The sequence below is a fragment of the Aeromonas sp. SER genome (assembly GCF_038739615.1).
In the GTDB taxonomy this organism is placed as follows: domain Bacteria; phylum Pseudomonadota; class Gammaproteobacteria; order Enterobacterales; family Aeromonadaceae; genus Aeromonas; species Aeromonas jandaei.
Genome location: NZ_JBCGFC010000006.1, coordinates 228,863 through 246,119, shown reverse-complemented (window position 1 = coordinate 246,119; position 17,257 = coordinate 228,863). Strand labels below are relative to the sequence as shown.

Below are 17,257 nucleotides of genomic sequence, written 5' to 3'. Positions count from 1 at the left end.
CTCCTTATGTTGTTGCTCAGCATCATCGTCAGTATTGAGTTAAAATGCGGAAGTAAAAACTGATGACTTTTGAATGAAGGATTTCCTCTTTTATGCCGACAGGTCGCCTCTACCAGCAATTTCAACGGCTCGCCCAGCAGCTTGGCTGTGATGAGCGGGAGATCAGTCTCGCCGAGGTGGCGGAGCTGCTCTGCTGCACCCCGCGCAACGCTCGTCTGCTGCTGCGGCGGATGCAGGATCAGGGCTGGCTCAACTGGACAGCGGAAGCGGGGCGGGGGCGGCGCTCCCGGCTCACTCTGCTCGACAGTCAGGAGAGCCTGACCCGGCGCCGCTTGCGGGATCTGCTCAGTGAGGGCCAGCTGGCGCAGGCGGTGCGGCTGGCCGAAGATCGCCTCGATCTGCTCACCCCGCTGCTGCTCGAGCAGCTCGGTCAGGCCACCCGCGAGGGGCGTCAGATCCTGCGGGTGCCCTACTACCGGCCGCTGCCGCAGCTGCTGCCTACCGGCCCGATGCGCCGCTCGGAGGTGCATCTCAGCCGCCAGATCTTCAACGGCCTCACCCGGCGAAATGAGGAAAATGGGGAAATAGAGGGCGATCTGGCTCACCACTGGGAGCAGGTCGGCCCCTGCCACTGGCGTTTCTACCTGCGCCCGGCGGTGCGCTTTCACCACGGCCGCGAACTGGTGGTGGAGGATGTGATGGAGAGTCTGCTGGCCCTGCGGGATCGCCCGCTGTTCGCCCATCTGGCGCGGCTGGAGAGCCCCTGGCCGCGCACTCTGGATCTCTATCTCGACAGCCCGGATCCCCTGCTGCCCGACCTGCTGGCCGAGCCGGTGGCGGCCATTTTGCCGCGCGAGCTCAAGGGGGAGGCGGGCTTTGCCCTGCAACCGGTGGGCACCGGCCCCTATCGGGTGATCGCCAACGACCCGCTGCAGCTGCGCCTAGCCGCTTTTGATGACTACTTCGGTCTGCGCGCCCTGCTCGACGAGATCGACATCTGGATGCTGCCGGAGCTGGCGGAGCGGCTGGAGAGCCACCTGCAGCTGGGACGCGACAGCCCCGAGCTTGGCACCATGCGCGGCGAGTCGGAGCTCGAATCGGGCTGCTACTTCCTGCTGCAGGATGAGCGCTCCCGTGCCTTGCAGGATCCTGCTCTGCGCTACTGGATCATTCAGCTGCTCAGTCCGGTGGCCCTGATGGCCCGGGTTGCCCCCGAGCTGCAACGGGGCTGGACCAGCGCCCTCGGCATGCTGCCCCACTGGCGCGAGGCGCTGCCACCGCCGCAGCCCCGGCCACAGAGCCTGCCACAGCGGCTGGTGCTCGCCTGCTTCAACCAGCATATCGAGTTCAACGAGTGTGCCGGTGCCATGGCCGATCTGCTAGGGGCGCAGGGAATTGAGCTTGAGGTGCGCACCCTCGATTACGGCCGCTGGGTGAGTGGCGAGGATGAGGATGTGGATCTCTGGCTTGGCACCCTCAACCTTGAGCATGAGGGGCCTTTTGCCCCTTACGGCTGGTTGCAGGGCACTCCGCTGCTGCGCCGGGTGTGGGCCAGCCAGCTGCCGTTGTGGCAGGGGTTGACGCAGTGGCGCGCCAGCGGTGCCGAACCCGGCCCGCGCGCCCTGATGGCCCGGGTGCAGCAGCAGGGTTGGTTTGTGCCGCTGTTTCACCACTGGCTTGAGCTGGAGAGCCGCATCGGCGTGCACGGGGTGCGGATGACGGCGCTCGGCTGGTTCGATTTTCGCAGCGCCTGGCTGCGACCCGAGCTGGTTGGTCAGGCACAGGGCGATGGCGGGGAGCTTGAGTCCTGATGCGGGGCGCGTTAGCCTGAGCGCGGTTCAACGACAAGGAGTCACCAGCCATGCTGGAAATGCAGATCCAACCCCGCTTTCAGGAGACAGATGCCCTCGGTCACATCAACAATACGGTGCCGGCGGTCTGGTTTGAGTCGGCGCGGGATCCCCTGTTCCGGATCTTTTCGCCCGAGCTGGATGTGCATGACTGGCACCTGATCATCGCGGGCTACACGGTGCAGTTCAAACGGGAGCTGTTCTACGGCCAGCCGGTCACCATCAAGACCGGCGTGCGTCGCATTGGCAGCAGCTCCTTCACCATCTGGCAGGAAGCCTGGCAGCAGGGGGAGCTGGCCGTCACCGGCGAGACGACCCTGATCCATTTTGACTATCGGGCACGCCAATCCATCCCTCTGGGCGAGACTCACCGGGAGGGGCTGCGGGCCTGGTTGATAGAGAGTTAACCCGGGCCTTTCGGCCAACACACAGGACACATATGCGCAATACCGTGATCGCTCTGAGCCTCGGCTTGGGGCTGGGGCTCTGCTCCCTGCCGTCTCTGGCGGCAACTCTTGCCGAACAGTTCTCCCTGATGGAAAAGGGGGCCGCCAGTGCCCTCGATACCCGTCTCTTCAGCCACGACGGCGTCGACATCAAGGCCTGGGTCGATGGCGCCCCCGTCATCATCGCCGTGCCCATCATGAACGAGCTGGGCAAGCTGGAGGGGGAGAGCCGCTACTACTTCAAGGGGGGCAAGCTGTTCGGGGTCAAAGAGCCCGCCGCCCAGTTCGCCTTTGACGACAGCGGCAAGCTGACCCAATGGCTGGACGAAAAGGGTCAGCCAGCCGAGTTCGTCAGCAAGATGAGCATGCAGCAGCGTCAGGAGTGGCTCACCAAACGGGCCGCCGAGCTGAGCAAGCTCTTTGCTCCCGGCGCTGCCGAACAGAAGGCGGCCAAGGGCAGCGTCAAGCTCAAGGGGGCTGAGCTCGCCCACTGGCTCTGCAACGGCAAGCTGATGGCGCTGGCTGGTGGCGACAAGGTGATCTTCGAGCAGGAGAAGCTGAAGATTGGCGAGCAGGGCATCGCGGGCGATGTCTCCTTGCGTCAGGAGAAGGGTTGGCAGGAGCTGAGTCTCAAGTGCGAGGTGCAGGGCAATCAGGTGACTCGCCTCACCTGGCAGCCGCTGCCGGCGACCAACAAGCCGCAATAAGCGCACCACAACAAGGGGCCCATCGCGGCCCCTTGTCATTGGCTTACTACTCCCCCAGCTTCATCCGGGTGAGCGCTTCGACCCGTCGCCACTGCTGTGGCTCGAACCAGCGGGCCAGCAGCTCCTGCTGCTGTTCGGTTCTGGCGCTGGCGGGTAACTGCCCCAGCTCGGCCAGATAGCCATTGAGCTGCTCCTTGAATCCCTGCCGATCCTGTTCGAGCTGATGCAGCCGATCTACCGCTTCCGGCCCCGCTTTCTCCAGCAGCACGGCATCCCGTCTGGCTGGCTCCATCTGCTCCAGCGCCTGCAGCTCGCCCAGCAGACGGCCGTTGGCTTCGGCCTCCTGAAACCACCGGGGCTGCGCCGCCAGCCAGAGCTCCAGCTCGCTGGCCAACTCCTGCTTGTCGGCATCGCTTGCCTCGGCCAGCGCCTTGCGGCGCAGGGTCCACTGCTCCATCAGCCGATCTTCGGCAAACAGCTGCTCCTGCTCGGCCGGGGTGAAGCTCTGCTGGCGCAGTTGCTCCCGCTCGTCGAAGAGAATTTGCAGGCTGGCGAGGGTGATATCGGTGGGCACGGTCAGGCTGCTCTGGGCCGAGATAAAGGTGCGATAACGCTCCTGCAGCTCATCGGCGGCCTCCTGCACGGGATCGTGGTGATGGTTGCTGGCGGCAGGTACGCCTTGCTGGCGCGCCACCTGCGCAGTCGGTGCTGCCGGCCAGAGCAGCACGCCGCCGATCAGCAGGGCGATGGCGCAGGGGACGGCGAGCAGGGTGACGATCCTCATAGTCCCAGCTCCTTGAGGCGGTGGGCATGGTCGCGATAGAGGGTGACCGGGTCGGTTTCAAACAGGTGGTGGATGCCGAAGGACTGGTTCACCTCATCCAGATGGTTCATCCGGTAGTCGGTGCCGATCACCTTGCCGAGGTGGCTGCTGCAGACGCCGACCAGCCCGTCATTGGGCTCCTTGAAGAAGGTGCCGGTCAGCGCCAGCGCCGGATCCACCGGATCCAGAATATTGGTCATGTTGCCGCGTCCGCTCCAGGAGAAGTAGTAGACGCCGTTGGTCGCCCGCATCGGCCCCTCGCCGCAATACTGGCTGGGCAGCCCTTCCGGATAGCGCTGGTTGAACTGGTTGGCTCCCTTGCTGGTGAGGGCATCGAGCGCGGCGACCGGATCCTGCGGCAGCTGACTTCCCCCCGAGAGGAGAGATATGACGCCGGAGAGTGCGTGGGCAGCGGCGGCAGCCAGCTTCTCGGCGGCCGAGCCGGGCGCCGCATTGGTGCGCACCAGATCGGCGATGTCGGAGCCGTAGTTCACCCCGCCCACGCTGGTGGCAGAAGCTACCAGCTCGGGGGCGACCGAGGCGACATAACGAATGGTGGGGCCGCCGTGGGAGTGGCCGATCAGGTTGACCTTCTCGGCGCCGGTGGCGGCCAGCAGCAGTTCAATCTGGGCGAGCAACTGCTCCCCCCGCTGCTCGGAGCTGGCGGTAGCAGATACCTGAGCCACGTAGACCTTGGCGCCATCGCGGCTCAGGGCCTGCGGAATACCGTAGAAGTAGTCGACCCCGAGCAGCTTGTCGAAGCCGAACAGGCCGTGCACCAGCACTATGGGGTAGCGGGTCTGGGTATATCCGCTGGCGTGCGCCAGCATGGGCAGGGTGCAGAGCAGCACCAGAAGCCATCTCTTCATCATCAGCATCCTTGTCGATTTGTCAGGGTTGTGAGGTGGGGCGGACTCCATGTTCGCCGGTGCCAGTATGGTGGCTGCTTGAGAAACGGGCTGTGAGGGGGATCGCAAGTTGGGATTCAAAAGAGATTGTGGCCATCCCTGGCCAGCGGTTGAGGCGGGGAGGCGACCTTGTGATACCTCCCCAACCAAACGGGAATCAGTGCCACATCACCAGCCGGTACTGCTTCTTGCCCCGGCGCAGCAGCAGGTAGCGGCCGAACAGCCGATCGTCGGCGGTGAGCTGTTCATCCCGACGGATCTCGCCGTTGAGGCTGATGGCCCCTGCCGCCAGCAGCTCGCGGGCGATCCGCTTCGAGTTGGCCAGACCGCTCTCCACCAGCAGGGTCACCAGATCGGTTTCTCCCTCGATACGGCAGTTCGGCATGCCATCCTGCGCCAGCTGGGCCAGATCGCTCTCGCCAAGGCGGGCCACCTCGCCACTGAACAACAATTCGCTGATGCGCTGCGCAGCTGCCAGCGCCCCCTTGCCGTGCACCAGTTCAGTCAGCTCGTCGGCCAGCACCTGCTGGGCCAGTTTGCGTCCTTGCCGCGTGGCATCCTCCGCCTCCAGCGCCTCAATCTCGGCCAGCGGCATAAAGCTGTAGTAGCGCAGGAAGCGGTAGACATCCTCGTCCGCGGTGCCGAGCCAGAACTGGTAGAAGGCGTAGGGGGAGGTGAGCGCCGGATCGAGCCAAACCGCACCACCCTCGGTCTTGCCGAATTTGGTGCCGTCCGCCTTGGTGATGAGCGGCAGCGTCATGCCATAGACCTGAGCCTGATGGAGGCGGCGGGTGAGATCCATGCCGCTGGTGATGTTGCCCCACTGGTCGTTGCCGCCAATCTGCAGGGTGCAGCCGAGGCGCTGGTTGAGCACCGCGAAGTCCTGGGATTGCAGCAGGGCGTAGGAGAACTCGGTGAACGAGATGCCCTGATCCGGGCGAGCCAGCCGCTGGCGCACTGATTCGCGGGCCAGCATGGCGTTGACCGAGAAGTGCTTGCCGATGTCCCGCAGAAAATCGAGAGCGGATATCTGCCCCATCCAGTCGGCGTTGTTGACCAGCAGCGGCGCCGCCAGCCCTTCGCTCGCTGGCAGCAGCGCTTTTATCTGGGCCGACAGGCTGGCTACCCAGCCCTGCACCGTCTGGGCACTGTTGAGGTTGCGCTCGGTCGCCTTGAAGCTGGGATCGCCGATTAGGCCGGTGGCACCGCCCACCAGCGCCACCGGAGTGTGGCCCGCCAGCTGGAAGCGGCGCAGCATCAAGAGCGGCACCAGATGGCCGATGTGCAGGCTGCCAGCGGTGGGATCGAACCCGCAGTAGACGGTGCGCGGGGTGGCAAGATGGTCGGCCAGCGCCACCGGGTCGGAATTCTGGGCCACCAGGCCGCGTCGGGTCAGCTCATCGAGCAGGTGGGGGTTGATCATGGGTTCTCCAACAGCAAGGGGAAAGGGCCACATCCTCGCTGCTCTGGCTCGCATCGAATATGTCCCCCAGGGGACAGTTTTGCCACTCTCGTGCTAGCATCCTGCCATCGTGTGATCATCACACGACCATCGCGGGGAGCCTGCCCGCCACCCGGAAGCCATCGCCATGAGCCAGCATCCATGAACCAGACTCTTGCCACAGATACCCTGACCTGCAGCATGACCGAGGTGGTCGATGCCCTGCACGGCAGCGCCTTTCCGGCGGCGCTGGTGCGCCTCATCCAGCAGCAGGTGGCGTTCGACTGTGCCCTGCTGCTCGGGGTGGGGCAGCGCCCCGTCTACCTCTACGACAACCTGCATCACCAGCGGGCGCTGCTGTTCGATCGCTACCTCACCCGCCACTTCAGCCAGGATCCCTTTATGCAGGCGCTGGAGCAGGGCTTGCCTGCAGGTGTCTGGACGCTGGCGCAGGTCTCCCAAGGTCGGCTCGACCCTGAGTATCGCCACCACTTCTATCAGGCCACCGGCTGGCAGGAGGAGGTGGGGCTGATCCTGCCGGTGCGGGACGGGTTCACCCTGATGCTGTTTCTGGGGCGGCTCGACAAGCGCAGCACCCTAGGCCGTGACGAGCTGGCGAGGCTGGAGGCACTGTTTCCGCTGGTGCATTCGCTGTGCCGCCAGCACTGGCGAGAGGGAGCCGCGTTGCTGGCCCAGAGTCCGGTACTGCCGGGTGGCACCGATCTCAAGGCGACCGTGGAGCAGGCCATCGCCAGCGTGGGGGGGGGCAGTCTCACTCGCCGCGAGCGTCAGGTGGCGGGATTGCTGTTGCAGGGGTTGGATACCGAGGCCATTGCCGGTGCGCTCGGTATCGGCAGCGGCACGGTGAAGAATCACCGCAAGCACCTCTACGCCAAGCTGCATCTGCGCTCGCGGGCCGAGCTGTTCCGCTTCTTCCTCAATCACCTCATTACGGCGCCTGCGGCTGTCAGCGAAGGGGGGTAACGGGAAATAAAGAGCCCGCCAAGTGGCGGGCTGCGGGGCTATTCGATGTGGGTAGGCTGGCTGTCGGCGTTGTGCGGGGGGTTAAGGTGTTCATAGCGGGCAATAAGCCGCTTGAACTCATCCCCCTGTCTGACCTTGTCGAGCGCCTGCTGGATTCTGGCAACCTCGTTTTTGTCGGCTTGCGGGTTGAAGGCAAAGCAGTTGTCCTGCTCTTCCAGTACCGCTACGGTGACAAAATCATCGGGTTTGAAGCCCAGCTCTTTCAGCTGGTGAAACAGCATCACCTCGTTGCCGGCTACCAGATCGGTACGGGCCATGATGAGCTGGCGCACCACCTGATCCATCCGCTCTACCGACATCAGATTGAGCGGACTGACTCCCCGGTTGAGCAGCAGCTGCTCACCTACATCCGCCTGCATCACCCCGATCTGCAGCTTGGCGAGATCCGCCTTGCCGGTCACTTTGGGGGCATCCTTCTTGCGGCCGAGCAGCGCTACCCGGGAGTAGCTGATGGGGCAGACCCATAGGAAGTGGGGATCCCGCTCTTTGGTGTGAGCCGTGGTGAAAAGAACCGCCTCCGGCTGCTGGGTCAGCAGATACCAGCCCCGTGCCCAAGGCATAAAATGGATCGGCTGAACAGGTTCACCCAGCTCGCGCCAGATGAGACGAAGCAGTTCGACAGCCATCCCCACCGGTTGGCCATTTTTGTCCTGCCCGTTGAGGGGCATGTTCTGCTCCGAGTAGTAGATAAAGGCATGGGCAGGGAGCGCGACAAGCAGGGCAAAACCGAGCAGAGCAGAGAGCAGACAACGCATGACACACTCCTTGTGCGGATAAGACCGTGATTAACTAACAGTCTATGTGGCCTTTGCCACAACTTCATGATCAGATTGCACGATATTGCCACCCGGTATGGCGGAAAGTAACAGGCCACCTTGCGGTGGCCTGTGGCATTACTTGAGCAGGGCTTCCATCTCGGCTTCTGCCTTGGCGCGGGCTTTGGCCTCTGCCTCTTTGGCGGCATCGGCTACGCTCTCGCCCGCTGTATGGCCAGCGGCACTCACCTGATGTGTGGCGGTAGCAGCAGCGCTGCTGACAGCTTGCTTGACGGGTTCGACGGCGGTCTTGGTGGCTGCCGGTGCTACGGTCGCGACTGCGTTGCTGACCGCCTGTTTGGCGGGCTCGACAGCGGCTTTGGTGGCTGCCGGTGTTGCGGTAGCGACAGCACTGCTGACTGCCTGTTTGACGGGCTCGACTGCGGCTTTGGTTGCTGCCGGTACTGCGGTAGCGACAGCGCTGCTGACCGCCTGTTTGGTGGGCTCCACTACGGCCTTGGTTGCTGCCGGTGCTGCGGTAGCCGCTGTACTGCTGACTGCCTGTTTGGCGGGCTCGACTGCGGCTTTGGTGGCTGCCGGTACTGCGGTAGCGACAGCGTTGCTGGCCGCCTGCTTGGCGGGCTCGACAGCGGCTTTAGTGGCTGCCGGTGCTGCAGTAGCGACTGCACTGCTCGCAGCCTGACTGGTTTGGGCTAGCGCCGCTTTGGTTTCCTGAACGGTTGCGGTGGTGTTGGCGACAGCCTGTTTGGCCGGAACGACCGCGGTCGTGGCACTCTTGGCTGCACTGGTGGCGCCAGTGGTTGCGGCCTGGGTGGCTTGTCCGGTCAGCTTGCTGGTGGTGCCGCTGATCGCCTGCGTGGCGCTATTGGTCAGAGAGCCGGTGACGCTGCGGGTGGCGTTGCCGATCGCACTGCCCAGCGAGAAGGGGGCGGCGGCACTCGAGCTGGTACTGCTACCCGTCAGCGCATTGCCGGTGGTGGCAAGCGGCGTGGTTGCAGCCTGCCAGCCCTGCATGGCGGTTGGCCAGACCGGAGTGGTACCCGCCAGATTTTCGCCGAAGGTCTGGGTGGTGCCATCCCCTTTTTGCAGCAGCACGGACATCTGGTTGGTCTGCGAGTTCCAGACCATACCCGCCTGTTTAGCGATGTCGGGTACGGGGGCATACTCCGAGAGCACGTAGAAGAGCGGCCCCTCCTGCTGCAGCTTGTTGGCAGTCTTGAGCAGCTGCATGGTGGTGTCGTAATTGGGGCCAAGGATGGCAGTCATCCGATCCTTGACGAGAGGCTGTTCGAACAGGTTCGCCTCATTGGGATCGAAGCCGACCAGTGGCTTGAGCAGGGCCCACATCAACTGGCTGGTGGGGCTCATCATCAGCAGAGGGGCAACACAGGCGGACAACATCAGGCTCAGGCAGGCCGCCTTGAGCAACGGCATGATACGCATTGGGATAATATCCAAATAACGATTTGATAAATAAGGTTATATTTTGTCTTGAACGGACAAATTCACCGGAATTTGACGGCTGACGACAAGAGATAGTCAGCGGGCGCAGGCAGGCTACCATATTGGTTCCGGAATACCAGTCAGCCTTGCATTTGCCGGTAAAGTAAACACGCGGTATGGTCGCTCCCTATTGGCTGAGCTCACCGAAGTAAAGGAAGAGTCCATGAAAAATCGAGTTCTTTGGCTGCTGGCATCCTGCTGGCTGTTGCCCGTTCATGCAGCTACCGATACCAGGGTGGCAGGCGAGGGGAGCAGTACCCAGCTGGTATTGCCGCTCGGCTCCCTGCCGGAGCGGGTTTGCTGGTTTCAAGATCAGAAGTACTCGCAGGGCGCCCGAATTCTACAGGGGGATATCTGGCTGGAGTGTGGCCCGCAGAACGATCTGGAGAGCAATGGCCCGCTGGTCTGGCGTTCGGCGGCGACCGTATTGCCGGCGACCCGCGATGATCGACAACAAAAAACGATTTCGGTTGGTCAGTGACCCATTTCTTGATCCAGCTAAAGACAAGGGCGTGATCCCTGTCGCATAATGCAGCTCCTTCTTCTCATGGCTGGAACCTAAGAAATGGCTCGTCGCTCTTCCAATGCACAACGTCGTCGCAGTAGCTGGTGGTACAAACGCCTGTTGGCAAGGGAGCGGCAAGAGCGCGAAGCGCGTTCTGTCCGTGATTGATACAGAAGTGAAAAAACGGAGCCTTGGCTCCGTTTTTGTTAGGTGTTGCCGTCAAATCCGGCCAGTTTGCCTCGTTGCCAATGGCTTGATACCACGTATCCCCCAGGAGCAGATGCCGTGAAAGTCGAAGTTGTTCCCTACCGCCCCCAATGGCCAGCCCTCTTCCAGGCAGAAGCAGACCAACTGCGCAGCCTGCTGGATGAGTGTCTGCTCGCAGTGCACCATATCGGCAGTACCTCGGTCAGCGGGCTGGCGGCCAAGCCCATCATAGATATCCTGCTGGAGGTCTCCTCGCTGGAGCGGCTAGACCAGCAAAACGGTCTGCTGGAAGTCATGGGGTACGAAGCGATGGGAGAGTGCGGCATCTCGCGGCGTCGCTATTTTCGCAAAGGGGGTGATGAGAGGACGCACCAGATCCATGCCTTCTTGCAGGGGGATCCCCATGTCGTTCGTCATCTGGCTTTTCGTGATTATCTCAGGGCTCATCCTGCCATCTGCCGGGAGTATGCCGCTCTGAAAGAGACGGTTGCAGCGCAGTGTGAGAACCGGATCGAGCGCTATTGCGAGGGCAAGAATGACTTTGTGAAAGAGCACGAGGCGAGAGCGCTGAGCTGGCAGGTCAGCAGGCGATAGAAAGCCGGTGCCCTACCTCAGCCACGGCCCGGCGAATAAGTGGGCTGGGGGGATGTGCAAATCAGCCGGATATTGCATGATGGGGGTTTCGAGAAGGAGCCTCATATGCCGATTACCATCCGTCATGCCGAACCCGCCGATGCCCCCGCCTTGCGGGATCTTCATGCCATGCCCAATGCTCAGGCGGGCACCTTGCAACTGCCCTATCCAGCGCTGAGTGTTTGGCAACAGCGGCTGGAACAGAGTGGCGCGGTAGCGCTTGTTGCCGAGGTAGAGGGGCTGCTGGTTGGCCAGATAGTATTGCATGTGGAGCCCAATCCCAGACGGAAGCATGTGGCCGGGATTGGCATGGGAGTGCGGGATGACTGGGCTGGCAAGGGGGTTGGCTCTGCCCTGATGGCCGCGGCGCTGGATCTGGCCGATAACTGGCTCAACCTGCACCGGATCGAGCTGACGGTTTTTGTCGATAACGAAGCAGCGCTGGCGCTTTATCGCAAGTTCGGCTTTGTGGAGGAGGGGCGAGCTCGCGACTATGCCTTCCGCCAGGGGCGCTATGTGGATGTCTTCTATATGGCCAGAGTCGCGGGGGGCGCCAGTCGCTAACGATATGGTCGATTATCAGGCCAGATTGCGCCCGGTGATCCGGGCGCTGGAGCAGAATCCCGAGCTTTGTCTCAGCGAGGCGGCTAGCCTCGCCTCACTCTCCAGCTATCACTTTCATCGGGTCTTTACCGCAGTCACCGGTGAAACCCCGGCCGAGATGCAGCGCCGCCTGCGGTTGGCGCGGGCAGCTCGCTCTCTCTGCTACAGTCGCGACCCGATCACCGAGATTGCCTTCTCGGCCGGTTTTGCCAGCTCACAGGCCTTTGCCAAGGCGTTTCGCAAGCAGTTTGCCATGGCGCCGGGGATGTTGCGCCGCCAGCCGTCACTCTTGCAACTGAGCAAGAATGGACACGCGGCGGCCCGGGTCTCTGATTATGCTGAAGGCCGTTCCAGTGAAAGGAGGCTACAGATGAAAACCGAACAGATGGCAGCGCGCACCCTGGCCTATATCCGGGTCACCGGCCCTTACGGCGCAGGCTATGAGCCGGTGTGTGACCAGCTCTATCAGTGGGCTGCCGGGTTGGGGCTGGCCGAGGGGGAGTGGATCTTCATCTACCACGACAACCCCGAAGTGACGGCTCCCCAGCAGTGCCGCACTGATATCTGCGTCACCGTGCCAGCGGGCGCCAGGGGAAGTGGCAATGTGGAGATCCAGCAGCTGGCGGGCGGCCGCTATGGCCTGTCACGCATGACGGTTACCGATCCGGCCCAGTACCCCGCACTCTGGCAGCAACATATTGGCGAGGTGGTGGCGGCCGGTTGGGAATTTGACGATCGCCCCTGCTTCGAGCTCTATCACAGCTTTGATCCGGTGACCAAGGTGGCCGATGTGAGCTTCTGCTCCAGCCTGAAGGGTTAGCCAAAAACCAGCGGGATCCTGCAGAGACGAGAGAGCCGGACTGTGTCCGGCTCTTTTTATATCAGCGGGCGCTGATTAGCGCTGCAGACTCTTCTGGGCGAACTTGGGTCTGGCATTCATGATCTGCTCCACCTGCTCGTCGCTCATCTTGCCACGCGACAGCCCCAGCACCTTGTAGGTGAGCAGCGGTCGGGCGGGCAAGGCGATCATCAGGGCGCGGATCTGGTTCTCGTCCTCTTTCTCGCGCGTCGGTTTGCCGTAGGCGTAGGTGAGGACGCCGGCATCCATCAGGTTTTTGACGGCGGGCTCGGTGATCGGCAGGTTTATGACGCTTTTGCGCTGCAACACGAACTCGCGCAGCACCGCCTTCTCGTTGAAATCGAGGAAGCTGATCATCTGGGCCAGTTGATCCTGCTGGCGGCGTGCCTGCCACTCGTCACAGGCCCACTCCCAGGCGATCAGGAATCCCTGACTGCAGAAGTAGGAGATGGCGATCAGCATGCCGACACCCAGCCAGGCCGCGTGGGTCGTGGCCCACTGGCTGACGGCCCCCTTCATCAGTCCGGCCGGAAACAGCAAAATGATGCTGCAACAGAGCAACAACCAGACCATCATCCAGTTGAGGCGGTTCAGTTGATAGAAATGTTGGATCCACCGTTTCATTGTTCATCCTTCCCAAACTGTTGTGGATAGTGAACTACCTACAGCAATCGGTGTGCCAACAGCGCAATGGCAGCGGGGAGGGGAGGCTGGCGAGGTTACATTCCCTTACAACTTATTGAATGAGTTGTAATTAATTTGCCTTGTGAGGCGGCGGTCGAGTTGGTAAAACGTCCCCTCAGTCATTGGGGAGTAGCAACCCGCCCGCATTCCGGGCAGGGCCCATGTCAACACTCTTGGATCCTCGTATCCATGGCATGGGCGGCGATAGGCACTATCGCTCTGCAAGACCTTTGGCCTCGATATGCACGCCAGCCGGGCGAGCCATGTCGGGTCCATTGGTTACTCTGCTCGCCTGGCGGTATCTATTATGTTGATTACCCTGCTGTTATTTCTCGTCTCTGCGGTCACCATCTACCTTGCCTGCGAATACTTCGTCAACGGCATCGAATGGACCGGCCACCACTTCAAACTATCCCAAAGCGCCACCGGCTCCCTGCTGGCGGCACTGGGTACGGCGCTGCCCGAGTGCATCGTCACCCTGACCGCTTTGCTGATGGGCAACACGACCGCCCAGCAGGAGATCGGTATTGGTGCCGCCCTTGGCGGGCCGCTGGTGCTGGCCACCATCGGTTATGCGGCAGTCGGCCTCACCCTGCTGCTTTGCATGGGGCGTACCGAGCGCGCCATCGATGGCGAGGTGCAGCGCGAGATTGGCCGGGATCAGCGCTGGTTTATGGGGATCTTTCTGGTGGCGACCGCGCTGGGGCTGGTCGTCTTCACCGGCAAGAGCTGGCTGGCCCCGCTCTTCCTGCTGGTCTACCTCGTCTATGTAAGGCGCGAGCTGAAACAGAGCGACAGCCATGAGGTCGAGCTGCCGGAGCCCCTCAAGCTGGCACCCGATGCGGTGATCCCACCCCTTGGCAAGGTGTTGCTGCAGACGCTGGCTGCACTGGTGGTGGTTGCGCTGGCGGCCCAGCTGTTTGTCCATCAGCTGGAGAGCATGGGCGAACTGTTTGACCTCTCGCCGGTGCTGGCGGCCCTGCTGTTGAGTCCGGTGGCGACCGAGATGCCGGAGCTGATGAACGTGCTGATCTGGGTGCGGCAGGGCAAAAACCGGCTGGCGCTGGCCAATATCTCCGGGGCCATGATGATCCAGGGCACTATCCCCAAGGCGTTCTGCTTGCTCTTTACCCCCTGGTTGCTGGATGGCGCCATGATGGCCTCCTCGCTGGTGACGTTGCTGGCGGTGGGGTTGCTCTGGTGGGGGTTCAGAAAGGGAACCATGACCGCCGAGCGGCTGGCGCTGGTCGGTCTGCTCTATCTCGGTTTTTGCGGCTGGCTGCTGGTGAGCTGAAGCGCGGATATGAAAAAGCCCCCTTGGCAGGGGGCTTTGTTGTATCGGTTGGGGCGGTGCTTACAGCGCGGCGATTTCGGCCTGCTGGGCTTCCAGCTTGGTCAGCTGGAGACGGTAATCTTCCAGCTTCTCGCGCTCTTTGGCGATGACCGCTTCCGGCGCCTTGGCGACGAAGGCTTCGTTGCCAAGCTTGCCTTCGATGCGGCCGCACTCGCCCACCAGACGGGCAACCTCTTTGGCCAGACGGGCCAGTTCGGCATCCTTGTCGATGAGACCGGCCATCGGGATCATCAGCTCGGTGGCACCGATCAGCTTCTTCACTGACAGCGGGGCGGTTTCACCGTCCGCCAGTACGCGGATGGATTCCAGACGGGCCAGCGACTTGAGGAAGGCCTCGTTGTCAGCGGCGCGCTGGGCATCCTTGGCATCGCACTGGAGCAGCACGTTGAGGGGCACGCTCGGTGCCACATTCATCTCGGCGCGGATGTTGCGGATGCTGACGATGAACTCCTTCACCCACTCCTGATCCGCCATCGCGGCTTCGTCCACCTTGGCGGCGTCGAACTCCGGGAAGGCCTGAATCATGATGGTGTCGGCGTGTACGCCGGCCAGCGGGGCGACCGATTTCCAGATGGTCTCGGTGATGAACGGGATGATCGGGTGTGCCAGACGCAGCAGGGTTTCCAGCACGGTCACGAGGGTGTGGCGGGCAGCGCGCTGCTCGGCCTCGGAACCCTTGGTCAGTACCGGCTTGGTCAGCTCCAGATACCAGTCACAGAACTGGTTCCAGATAAACTCGTACAGCACGCCAGCGGCGATGTCGAAGCGGTAGGTATCGAGGGCGGTACGGAAGTCACGGATGGCCACTTGCAGCTGGGACTGGATCCAGCGATCCGCCAGACTGAACTGCATTTCGCCACCGGCAAAACCGCAGTCCTGATCTTCGGTGTTCATCAGCACATAGCGGGAGGCGTTCCACAGCTTGTTGCAGAAGTTGTTGTAGCCGTCCAGGCGCTTCATGTCCCAGTTGATGTCACGACCGGTAGAGGCCAGCGCCGCCAGGGTGAAGCGCAGCGCGTCGGTACCGTGAGCATCGATCCCTTCCGGGAACTGCTTGGCGGTACGCTTGGCGATCTTCTCGGCCATCTGCGGCTGCATCATGTTGCCGGTGCGCTTCTCCAGCAGATCTTCCAGCGAGATGCCGTCGATCATGTCGAGCGGGTCCAGCACGTTGCCCTTGGACTTGGACATCTTCTGACCTTCTTCGTCACGGATCAGACCAGTGATGTAGACGGTCTTGAACGGGACTTGCGGCTGGCCGTTTTCGTCCTTGATGAAGTGCATGGTCATCATGATCATCCGGGCAATCCAGAAGAAGATGATGTCGAAGCCGCTCATCAGCACGTCGGTCGGGTGGAAGGTCTTGAGTGCCTCGGTGTTGTTCGGCCAGCCCAGGGTGGAGAAGGTCCACAGGGCGGAGCTGAACCAGGTGTCGAGCACGTCTTCGTCCTGACGCAGGGTAGTCACGGACGGGATGCTGTGCTTGGCGCGCACTTCATCTTCGCTGCGGCCAACGTAGACGTTGCCGGCATCGTCATACCATGCCGGGATGCGGTGACCCCACCACAGCTGACGGGAGACGCACCAGTCCTGAATGTCGCGCATCCAGGAGAAGTACATGTTTTCGTACTGCTTCGGCACGAACTGGATGCGGCCATCTTCCACCGCCTCGATAGCAGTCTTGGCCATCGGTGCCACGCGCACGTACCACTGGTCGGTCAGCATCGGCTCGATGGGCACGCCACCGCGATCGCCGTAAGGCTGTTGCAGCACGTGATCCTTGATCTCGTCCAGCAGACCCAGCTCTTCCAGCTTGGCCAGAATCGCTTTACGAGCGGCGAAGCGCTCCAGACCGGCGAACTCGGCTGGCAGGGCGGCTTCGTAGGCAGTGCTCGGGTTGCCGTTGGTATCGACCACTTCGGCCTCGGCACGCACGTGGGCATCCAGAGTGAAGATGTTGATCATCGGCAGGCTGTGGCGCTTGCCCACTTCGTTATCGTTGAAGTCGTGGGCCGGGGTGATCTTCACGCAACCGGTGCCCTTCTCCATGTCGGCGTGTTCGTCGGCAACGATGGGGATCAGACGGTTCACCAGCGGCAGCAGGATGTGCTGGCCGATCAGCGCCTTGTAGCGCGGGTCTTCCGGGTTCACGGCCACGGCGGTATCGCCCAGCATGGTCTCCGGACGAGTGGTGGCGACGATCAGGTAATCTTTGCCTTCGGCGGTCTTGGCGTCGTTGGCAAGCGGATAGCGAAGGTGCCACATGTGGCCCTTGATCTCACGGTTCTCCACTTCCAGATCGGAGATGGCGGTGTTGAGTTTCGGATCCCAGTTCACCAGACGCTTGCCGCGGTACATCAGGCCATCTTCGTAAAGACGGACAAACACTTCCTGCACGGCAGCGGAGAGACCCTCATCCATGGTAAAGCGCTCGCGCTCCCAATCCACGGAGTCGCCCAGACGACGCATCTGGCGGGTGATGGTACCGCCGGACTCTTCCTTCCACTGCCAAATCTTGTCGATGAAGGCATCACGGCCGTAATCGTGGCGAGTTTTGCCCTCTTCTGCAGCGATCTTGCGCTCAACCACCATCTGGGTAGCGATACCGGCGTGGTCGGTACCTGCCTGCCACAGGGTGTTCTTGCCCTGCATGCGGTTGTAGCGGATCAGGGTATCCATCAGGGTTTGCTGGAAGGCGTGACCCATGTGCAGGCTGCCGGTGACGTTCGGCGGCGGGATCATGATGCAGAAGGAGTCTTTGCTGGTGTCGCCGTGGGGCTTGAAGTAGCCCTGAGCTTCCCAGTGCTGGTAGAGCGCCTGTTCGATGGCGTTGTGATTAAAAGTCTTTTCCATGGTCTCGCCGTAATCTGGATGGATGGATTCTGGTGTTGATTCGTCGTGGATCACAGGCGGC

At 62.3% G+C, this 17,257-nt stretch carries 16 protein-coding genes and 1 riboswitch; of the genes, 9 read left to right on the top strand and 7 right to left on the bottom strand.

Going from position 1 to position 17,257, the window contains the following annotated elements; translation table 11 throughout:
• The first annotated feature begins 92 nt into the window (after window positions 1–92).
• From sgrR to AAHA41_RS11775, 3 genes are read left to right on the top strand one after another with little or no spacing between them, the layout of a single operon-like run.
• Complete coding sequence (gene sgrR / locus AAHA41_RS11785) at window positions 93–1,811, top strand: HTH-type transcriptional regulator SgrR (RefSeq protein WP_323068683.1); 1,719 nt, start codon at window positions 93–95, stop codon at window positions 1,809–1,811.
• Between the two features lie 50 nt (window positions 1,812–1,861).
• Entirely contained in the window at window positions 1,862–2,257 is a 396-nt protein-coding gene (locus AAHA41_RS11780; RefSeq protein WP_323068682.1) for a thioesterase family protein, read from the top strand.
• Between the two features lie 32 nt (window positions 2,258–2,289).
• Window positions 2,290–3,003 (top strand): hypothetical protein, encoded by a 714-nt coding sequence (locus AAHA41_RS11775; RefSeq protein ID WP_323068681.1) that lies wholly within the window; start codon window positions 2,290–2,292, stop codon window positions 3,001–3,003.
• Between the two features lie 46 nt (window positions 3,004–3,049).
• Here the strand turns inward: AAHA41_RS11775 and AAHA41_RS11770 are convergent, their stop codons facing one another.
• The 3 genes from AAHA41_RS11770 to tyrS form a co-directional block, all read right to left on the bottom strand.
• Entirely contained in the window at window positions 3,050–3,787 is a 738-nt protein-coding gene (locus AAHA41_RS11770; RefSeq protein ID WP_323068680.1) for a lipase secretion chaperone, read from the bottom strand.
• Window positions 3,784–4,695 carry a triacylglycerol lipase gene (locus tag AAHA41_RS11765; protein ID WP_041210076.1) on the bottom strand — a complete coding sequence of 304 codons (912 nt, stop codon included), beginning with the start codon at window positions 4,693–4,695 and terminating at the stop codon, window positions 3,784–3,786. The genes AAHA41_RS11770 and AAHA41_RS11765 overlap by 4 nt, the downstream gene beginning before the upstream one ends.
• Window positions 4,696–4,891: 196 nt before the next feature.
• Window positions 4,892–6,157 (bottom strand): tyrosine--tRNA ligase, encoded by a 1,266-nt coding sequence (tyrS, locus tag AAHA41_RS11760; protein WP_323068679.1) that lies wholly within the window; start codon window positions 6,155–6,157, stop codon window positions 4,892–4,894.
• Between the two features lie 180 nt (window positions 6,158–6,337).
• On the opposite strand from tyrS, the gene AAHA41_RS11755 reads away from it, so the two are divergent.
• Entirely contained in the window at window positions 6,338–7,159 is an 822-nt protein-coding gene (locus tag AAHA41_RS11755; protein ID WP_323068678.1) for a helix-turn-helix transcriptional regulator, read from the top strand.
• A 38-nt stretch (window positions 7,160–7,197) separates the two neighbouring features.
• On the opposite strand, the gene AAHA41_RS11750 is transcribed toward AAHA41_RS11755, so the two are convergent.
• Both AAHA41_RS11750 and AAHA41_RS11745 read right to left on the bottom strand, forming a co-directional pair.
• Complete coding sequence (locus tag AAHA41_RS11750) at window positions 7,198–7,974, bottom strand: transporter substrate-binding domain-containing protein (RefSeq protein ID WP_323068677.1); 777 nt, start codon at window positions 7,972–7,974, stop codon at window positions 7,198–7,200.
• A 138-nt stretch (window positions 7,975–8,112) separates the two neighbouring features.
• On the bottom strand, window positions 8,113–9,438 hold the full coding sequence (locus tag AAHA41_RS11745; protein WP_323068676.1) for a hypothetical protein: 1,326 nt from the start codon (window positions 9,436–9,438) through the stop codon (window positions 8,113–8,115).
• Between the two features lie 223 nt (window positions 9,439–9,661).
• Here AAHA41_RS11745 and AAHA41_RS11740 point away from each other — a divergent pair, with 223 nt between their 5' ends.
• The 4 genes from AAHA41_RS11740 (at window position 9,662) to AAHA41_RS11725 (ending at window position 12,266) form a co-directional block, all read left to right on the top strand.
• Window positions 9,662–9,979: a DUF1496 domain-containing protein gene (locus tag AAHA41_RS11740; RefSeq protein WP_052448098.1), complete on the top strand. Its 318-nt coding sequence runs from the start codon at window positions 9,662–9,664 to the stop codon at window positions 9,977–9,979.
• A gap of 309 nt (window positions 9,980–10,288) precedes the next feature.
• Window positions 10,289–10,804, top strand: a complete 516-nt coding sequence (locus AAHA41_RS11735) for a GrpB family protein (RefSeq protein WP_255938093.1) — start codon at window positions 10,289–10,291, stop codon at window positions 10,802–10,804.
• A 105-nt stretch (window positions 10,805–10,909) separates the two neighbouring features.
• On the top strand, window positions 10,910–11,407 hold the full coding sequence (locus AAHA41_RS11730) for a GNAT family N-acetyltransferase (protein WP_071913263.1): 498 nt from the start codon (window positions 10,910–10,912) through the stop codon (window positions 11,405–11,407).
• A gap of 4 nt (window positions 11,408–11,411) precedes the next feature.
• Window positions 11,412–12,266 (top strand): AraC family transcriptional regulator, encoded by an 855-nt coding sequence (locus AAHA41_RS11725; protein ID WP_323068710.1) that lies wholly within the window; start codon window positions 11,412–11,414, stop codon window positions 12,264–12,266.
• A 75-nt stretch (window positions 12,267–12,341) separates the two neighbouring features.
• Here AAHA41_RS11725 and AAHA41_RS11720 read toward each other — a convergent pair whose 3' ends face one another.
• Window positions 12,342–12,929: a superinfection exclusion B family protein gene (locus AAHA41_RS11720; RefSeq protein ID WP_041210085.1), complete on the bottom strand. Its 588-nt coding sequence runs from the start codon at window positions 12,927–12,929 to the stop codon at window positions 12,342–12,344.
• Window positions 12,930–13,101: 172 nt separating this feature from the next.
• A riboswitch (yybP-ykoY riboswitch) is annotated at window positions 13,102–13,208 on the top strand.
• An 88-nt stretch (window positions 13,209–13,296) separates the two neighbouring features.
• Between AAHA41_RS11720 and AAHA41_RS11715 the strand changes: the two genes are divergently transcribed.
• Window positions 13,297–14,283 carry a sodium:calcium antiporter gene (locus AAHA41_RS11715; RefSeq protein WP_323068674.1) on the top strand — a complete coding sequence of 329 codons (987 nt, stop codon included), beginning with the start codon at window positions 13,297–13,299 and terminating at the stop codon, window positions 14,281–14,283.
• 60 nt (window positions 14,284–14,343) lie between these two features.
• Here AAHA41_RS11715 and AAHA41_RS11710 read toward each other — a convergent pair whose 3' ends face one another.
• Entirely contained in the window at window positions 14,344–17,196 is a 2,853-nt protein-coding gene (locus tag AAHA41_RS11710) for a valine--tRNA ligase (protein ID WP_323068673.1), read from the bottom strand.
• Window positions 17,197–17,257 lie beyond the last annotated feature (61 nt).

Excerpts from the sequence above, each read along its gene's own strand:
- AAHA41_RS11775 (WP_323068681.1), top strand. The coding sequence starts at position 2,290 with ATGCGCAATACCGTGATCGCTCTGAGCCTCGGCTTGGGGCTGGGGCTC.
- AAHA41_RS11765 (WP_041210076.1), bottom strand. The coding sequence starts at position 4,695 with ATGAAGAGATGGCTTCTGGTGCTGCTCTGCACCCTGCCCATGCTGGCG.
- AAHA41_RS11710 (WP_323068673.1), bottom strand. The coding sequence starts at position 17,196 with ATGGAAAAGACTTTTAATCACAACGCCATCGAACAGGCGCTCTACCAG.
- AAHA41_RS11770 (WP_323068680.1), bottom strand. The coding sequence starts at position 3,787 with ATGAGGATCGTCACCCTGCTCGCCGTCCCCTGCGCCATCGCCCTGCTG.
- AAHA41_RS11720 (WP_041210085.1), bottom strand. The coding sequence starts at position 12,929 with ATGAAACGGTGGATCCAACATTTCTATCAACTGAACCGCCTCAACTGG.
- AAHA41_RS11780 (WP_323068682.1), top strand. The coding sequence starts at position 1,862 with ATGCTGGAAATGCAGATCCAACCCCGCTTTCAGGAGACAGATGCCCTC.
- AAHA41_RS11750 (WP_323068677.1), bottom strand. The coding sequence starts at position 7,974 with ATGCGTTGTCTGCTCTCTGCTCTGCTCGGTTTTGCCCTGCTTGTCGCG.
- AAHA41_RS11755 (WP_323068678.1), top strand. The coding sequence starts at position 6,338 with ATGAACCAGACTCTTGCCACAGATACCCTGACCTGCAGCATGACCGAG.
- AAHA41_RS11725 (WP_323068710.1), top strand. The coding sequence starts at position 11,412 with ATGGTCGATTATCAGGCCAGATTGCGCCCGGTGATCCGGGCGCTGGAG.
- tyrS (WP_323068679.1), bottom strand. The coding sequence starts at position 6,157 with ATGATCAACCCCCACCTGCTCGATGAGCTGACCCGACGCGGCCTGGTG.
- AAHA41_RS11745 (WP_323068676.1), bottom strand. The coding sequence starts at position 9,438 with ATGCGTATCATGCCGTTGCTCAAGGCGGCCTGCCTGAGCCTGATGTTG.
- AAHA41_RS11715 (WP_323068674.1), top strand. The coding sequence starts at position 13,297 with ATGTTGATTACCCTGCTGTTATTTCTCGTCTCTGCGGTCACCATCTAC.
- AAHA41_RS11740 (WP_052448098.1), top strand. The coding sequence starts at position 9,662 with ATGAAAAATCGAGTTCTTTGGCTGCTGGCATCCTGCTGGCTGTTGCCC.
- sgrR (WP_323068683.1), top strand. The coding sequence starts at position 93 with ATGCCGACAGGTCGCCTCTACCAGCAATTTCAACGGCTCGCCCAGCAG.
- AAHA41_RS11730 (WP_071913263.1), top strand. The coding sequence starts at position 10,910 with ATGCCGATTACCATCCGTCATGCCGAACCCGCCGATGCCCCCGCCTTG.